Source organism: Cereibacter johrii (assembly GCF_001720585.1).
GTDB lineage: Bacteria > Pseudomonadota > Alphaproteobacteria > Rhodobacterales > Rhodobacteraceae > Cereibacter_A > Cereibacter_A johrii.
In genome coordinates, this window is record NZ_MABH01000205.1 from 1 (window position 1) to 4,848 (window position 4,848).

5 protein-coding genes and 1 pseudogene are annotated in these 4,848 nt (G+C 71.3%); 3 read left to right on the forward strand and 3 right to left on the reverse strand.

Going from position 1 to position 4,848, the window contains the following annotated elements:
* The coding region (locus tag A9O63_RS17920) for an FAD-binding oxidoreductase (protein WP_069333136.1) at nucleotides 1-1,275 on the forward strand (1,275 nt) is incomplete at its 5' end.
* Nucleotides 1,276-1,403: 128 nt separating this feature from the next.
* Here A9O63_RS17920 and A9O63_RS17925 read toward each other — a convergent pair.
* From A9O63_RS17925 to A9O63_RS17935, 3 genes are all read right to left on the reverse strand, one after another.
* Nucleotides 1,404-1,940 carry an adenine phosphoribosyltransferase gene (locus tag A9O63_RS17925; RefSeq protein WP_069333137.1) on the reverse strand — a complete coding sequence of 179 codons (537 nt, stop codon included), beginning with the start codon at nucleotides 1,938-1,940 and terminating at the stop codon, nucleotides 1,404-1,406.
* A 4-nt stretch (nucleotides 1,941-1,944) separates the two neighbouring features.
* Complete coding sequence (locus A9O63_RS17930; RefSeq protein WP_069333138.1) at nucleotides 1,945-2,817, reverse strand: S-methyl-5'-thioadenosine phosphorylase; 873 nt, start codon at nucleotides 2,815-2,817, stop codon at nucleotides 1,945-1,947.
* Nucleotides 2,818-3,279: 462 nt separating this feature from the next.
* The gene (locus tag A9O63_RS17935) at nucleotides 3,280-3,864 is read right to left on the reverse strand and encodes a flavin reductase family protein (RefSeq protein ID WP_069333139.1); all 585 of its coding nucleotides are present in this window, start codon (nucleotides 3,862-3,864) and stop codon (nucleotides 3,280-3,282) included.
* 81 nt (nucleotides 3,865-3,945) lie between these two features.
* On the opposite strand from A9O63_RS17935, the gene A9O63_RS17940 reads away from it, so the two are divergent.
* Nucleotides 3,946-4,431, forward strand: a complete 486-nt coding sequence (locus tag A9O63_RS17940) for a GNAT family N-acetyltransferase (RefSeq protein ID WP_069333140.1) — start codon at nucleotides 3,946-3,948, stop codon at nucleotides 4,429-4,431.
* 174 nt (nucleotides 4,432-4,605) lie between these two features.
* Nucleotides 4,606-4,848: pseudogene (locus A9O63_RS17945) on the forward strand (EcsC family protein); the annotation flags it as partial.

Here is a 4,848-nt window from a genome sequence, read left to right on the forward strand (position 1 = left end):
CGCGACACGGGCGAGGTGGCCGCGATCGTGGCGGCCTGCGCCGAGGCGCGGGTGGGGATCGTGCCGCTCGGCGGCGGCACCGGCCTCGTGGGCGGGCAGGTGATGGAGACGGGGCCGCTGCCGCTCCTCCTCTCGCTCGAGCGGATGAACCGCGTGCGGGGGATCTTCCCGGAGGAGAACGTGCTTCTCGTCGAGGCGGGGGCCCTCCTCGCCGAGGTGCAGGCGGCGGCTGCGGCTGCGGGGCGGATGTTCCCGCTGTGGCTCGCCTCGGAAGGCTCCTGCCGGATCGGCGGCAACCTCGCCTCGAATGCGGGCGGGACGGCGGTCTTGCGCTACGGCAATGCGCGCGACCTCTGCCTCGGGCTCGAGGCGGTGCTGCCCGACGGGTCGGTGGTCCACGGGCTGAAGCGTCTGCGCAAGGACAATACCGGCTACGACCTGCGCAACCTCCTGATCGGCGCCGAGGGCACGCTCGGCATCATCACGGCGGCGAGCCTCAAGCTCGTGCGGCCGCCCGCGGCGGAAGGGGCGGCGCTTCTGGCCGTGCGCGACCCGGCCGCGGCGCTGGAGCTTCTGGGGCGCGCGCAACGGCGGCTCGGCCCGCTGGTGACGGGGGTCGAGCTCATGCACCGGCAGGGCTTCGCCTTTCTGGCCGAGACCATGCCCGAGCGGCGGCTGCCCTTCGTCGACCTGCCGGACTGGACGGTGCTCGTCGATCTGGGCCTGACCGAGGGCATGGATCCCGCGGCCGAGCTCGAGGCGCTGTTCGCCGAAGCGGCCGAGGCGGGGCTCGTCTCGGACGGAGCCCTCGCGCAGTCGCTGGCCCAGCGGGCGGATTTCTGGGCGCTGCGCGAGAGCATCCCCGAGGCCAACCGCCGGATCGGCGCCATCGCGAGCCACGACATCTCGCTGCCCCTGTCGGAGATCGCGCGCTTCGTGACGGAGGCCGGTGCCGCGATCGCGCGGCTCGGCGATCTGCGGGTGAACTGCTTCGGCCATCTGGGCGATGGAAACCTGCATTACAACGTTTTCCCGGCGGCGGGGCGGCGGCGCGAGGACTACGAGGCCCTGCGGGGCGAGATCACGCGCACCGTGCACGATCTCGTGGCGGCCGCCGGAGGTTCGATCAGCGCCGAGCACGGGATCGGGCGGCTGAAGGTGGAGGATCTCGAACGCTACGGCGATCCCGCGAAGCTTCGGGCGATGCGTGCCCTCAAGGCGGCGCTCGACCCCTTCGGGATCATGAATCCGGGGGCCGTGCTGCGGTCGGAGTGAGGCCGTGAAAAGCCCCGCCGGAGCGACCGGCGGGGCGAGGTTGGGGTTGAGGTTACGTCGAGCAAGCAGCACCGGTCGCCCGGTCCTTCCGATCTAGGACGATTCGCCTAACAGCGGGTTAAGGTGCCTCAGAGCCCCTCGAAGGCGCAGAGGGCATGGACTTCCATCCCCATCGCCTCGAGCCGCTTGCGGCCGCCGAGGTCGGGCAGGTCCACCACGAAGGCGCAGCCCACCACCTGACCGCCCAGCTGCTCGATGAGCTTGATCCCGGCTTCGGCCGTCCCGCCGGTCGCCAGAAGATCGTCGACCAGAAGCACCTTCTCGCCCGCCTGGATCGCGTCGTCATGCACCTCGACCACGGCCTCGCCATATTCGAGCTGGTAGCTGACCGAGATGGTGCGGCCGGGCAGCTTGCCCTTCTTGCGGATCGGCACGAAGCCTGTCGAGGTCTGGTGCGCCACCGCGCCGCCGAGGATGAAGCCGCGTGCCTCGAGCCCTGCCACCTTGTCGAACCGCATCCCGGCGTAAGGCGCCAGAAGCTGGTCGATGGCGATGCGGAAGCCGCGCGGATCGGCGAAGAGCGTGGTCACGTCGCGGAACAGGATCCCCTCGTGCGGGAAGTCCACGATGGTGCGGATATAGTCGCGGACCGACTTGTGGGTCATGGTCTCAGCCCTTCAGAACGCGGCCGGCGACCGCGTCGAGTTTCGCCAGAAGCTCCGGGTCGCGCTTGGCGGGAGCGGTCATGAGCGCATGGTCGAGCGCCCGGTCGCAGCCGTGCGGGCAGAGGTCGCGCTCGGCGCCGAGGCGGGCGGGCAGGCCCGCCACCAGCCCGCGGGCATGGTCGGCATTGGCGCCGAGCGTCGCGATGATCGCGGTGATGTCGACCTCGCCATGGTGGGGGTGCCAGCTGTCATAATCGGTGACCATGGCCACCGAGGCGTAGCAGATCTCGGCCTCGCGGGCGAGCTTGGCCTCGGGCATGTTGGTCATGCCGATGACATGGCAGCCCCAGCTCTTGTAGAGGAGCGACTCGGCCAGCGTCGAGAACTGCGGCCCCTCCATGCAGAGATAGGTGCCGCCCTCGTGGACGGTGACGCCGGTCGCGCGCGCGGCCTCGGCGCAGAGCGCCGAGAGGCGGCCGCAGGTCGGGTGGGCCAGCGAGACATGGGCCACGCAGCCCGAGCCGAAGAAGGATTTCGCGCGGGCGAAGCTGCGGTCGATGAACTGGTCGACGATCACGAAATCGCCCGGCGCCATCTCCTCGCGGAACGAGCCGCAGGCCGAGACCGAGACGAGGTCGGTGACCCCCAGCCGCTTCAGCGCGTCGATGTTGGCGCGGTAGGGCACGGTCGTCGGACTGTGGACATGGCCGCGCCCGTGCCGGGGCAGGAAGGCCATGGGAACGCCCTCGAGCCTGCCCGTGAGGATCTCGTCCGACGGGTCGCCCCACGGCGTCTCGACCTTCGTCCAGACCGCATCCTCGAGCCCGTCGATCTCGTAGACCCCCGAACCGCCGATCACCCCGATCATGGTCTTCATTGCTGTCCCCGGTTGGATTGACCGGCCGGACAGTAGGCCGCGCGCCCGGTGGAGAAAAGCGCGAACCCCGCCCGACCGGGTGCGATAAATCGCCATTGTCGCCGGCGAAGCGCGAAATGCAGGCATCCGACCGCCGCGGGCCTTCGGTCATGGGCGCGCGCGTCGCCGGGTGCCGAGGCATGGGCGATTGGCAGCCGGGCCTCCGATGCCGCTCGGAAAGCGGCGGTTGTCGCTCGCGACGCGCAGAGGGCGCGCGCCGCGACGGGGCGCTTGCGTCACCGCTCGGGAAGCGGTTGCCGCTCGGCCGTCGCCGCGGGAGTAAGGCGGGCCTGCGGTGCCGGCTGGGCAAGTGCGGTTCCCCGAGCGCGGAGAGTCCGCGCCGGATGCCCTGAGCGACCGGTTGGGACGCGGTGGCGGGCCGGCAAGGGCCTTCGCCATTCACGAAGCGCGAACGGCAGGCGCTCATCCCTCGCCCGGGCGGGAGAGCTCGATCACCTCGCGCACCACGGCATAGTCGCGGTAGCCGAGGCGCGCCATCGGGCGGAAGGCGGTCACGTCGAACCGTCCGTCGCGCAGACAGTCGTCGCGCAGATGCACGCCCGTGACCTCGCCCAGGATCAGGAAGTTGTCGCGGCCCAGAAGCTCGACCACCTGCGTGACCCGGCATTCGAGCGACGCGGGCGCATCGGCCACGCGCGGGCAGGGGATCGTGCGGCACTCGTCCTTCGGCACGTCCGCCGCGAGGAATTCGTCGGTGCCGCGCGGGAAGGCGGCCGAGGTGGCGTTCATCCGCGCAAGCGCCGCCTCCTCGACGATGTTCACGCAGAAGACGCCGCTGGCGCGGAGCGCCGCCAGACTGTCCTTCGCGCCGGTCGAGGCGAACATGACCTGCGGCGGGACATAGGCCACCGCATTGAAGAAGGAATAGGGCGCGAGATTGTCGCCCTCGGGGCCGCGGGTCGAGATCCATCCGATCGGGCGCGGCGAGACGATGGCGTTGAAGGGATTGTGCGGCAGGCCGTGGCCGTCTTCGGGGCGGTAGAACATGGAGGCTCCTTTCCGGTTTGATCCCGGTCTGCCCGCATGTTACGCGCCTTTCCAGGCAAATCCGGGGCAGGGGGATCGGGCGTGTATCGCCTTGAACAGGAACGTGAGGCCGACTGGTGGGAAGTCGAGGCGCTCTATGACCTCTGCTTTGCGCCCGGCCGCACGGCGCTCTCCTCCTACCGGCTGCGCGACGGGGTGCCCACCGTCGCCGACCTCTGTGCGCTGCTGCGCGACGAGGACGGCACGCTGGCCGCCGCGATCCGCTACTGGCCGGTCACGGTCGGGGGCAAGCCGGTGCTCCTCCTCGGGCCGGTCGCGGTCCACCCGACGCGGCAGGGCGAGGGCCTCGGCGCGCTTCTGATCGCGGAGACGCTGGCCGAGGCGCGCCGGATCGGCTGGGAGCGGGGGATGCTGGTGGGGGACGCGCCCTATTACCGGCGCTTCGGCTTCCGCAAGCTCGAGAAGGTCGTGATGCCGCCGCCCACGAACCCCGAGCGCGTGCTGGGGATGCCGCTCGTCATCGGCGCCTGGGAGGGTGTCGAGGGCCTCGTGACGAAGGCCGCCTGAGCCGGCGGCCTGTCGCGGGGGAGCCGGGGCCGACAGGGCGAAAGACCCAGGCCCGACCCTCCCTGCGGGGCGGCGGCCGCCGTCCGCCGCAGCTCCTGACGGGAATCGGCGGGCGTGCGCGCTCCGGCGGGAGGGCCATTGCCGGGAGGGGCTCCCGATCCTACTTCATGTGCCATGACACAGAAGACCCGCCTGCCTGCCCTGCACACCGGCCCCGAGGCCGAGATTGCGGCCCTCGCGCTGCGGTTCGATCGCGCGCACGGACCGCTCATGTCGCTGATGAACCGCCTCGGCGGCTCGGTCGAGGAGCGGATGGCCCTGCTGCCCGCGCCCGTGCTGCGCCAGATCGAGGCGGTGACGCGGCGCGCGCTGGAACAGAGCCACAGGTTCGCCGCGGCGGGCCGCGCCGCGCCGGAT

Coding starts and splice junctions, on each gene's coding strand:
- A9O63_RS17925 (WP_069333137.1), bottom strand. CDS start 1,940: ATGACCCACAAGTCGGTCCGCGACTATATCCGCACCATCGTGGACTTC.
- A9O63_RS17930 (WP_069333138.1), bottom strand. CDS start 2,817: ATGAAGACCATGATCGGGGTGATCGGCGGTTCGGGGGTCTACGAGATC.
- A9O63_RS17935 (WP_069333139.1), bottom strand. CDS start 3,864: ATGTTCTACCGCCCCGAAGACGGCCACGGCCTGCCGCACAATCCCTTC.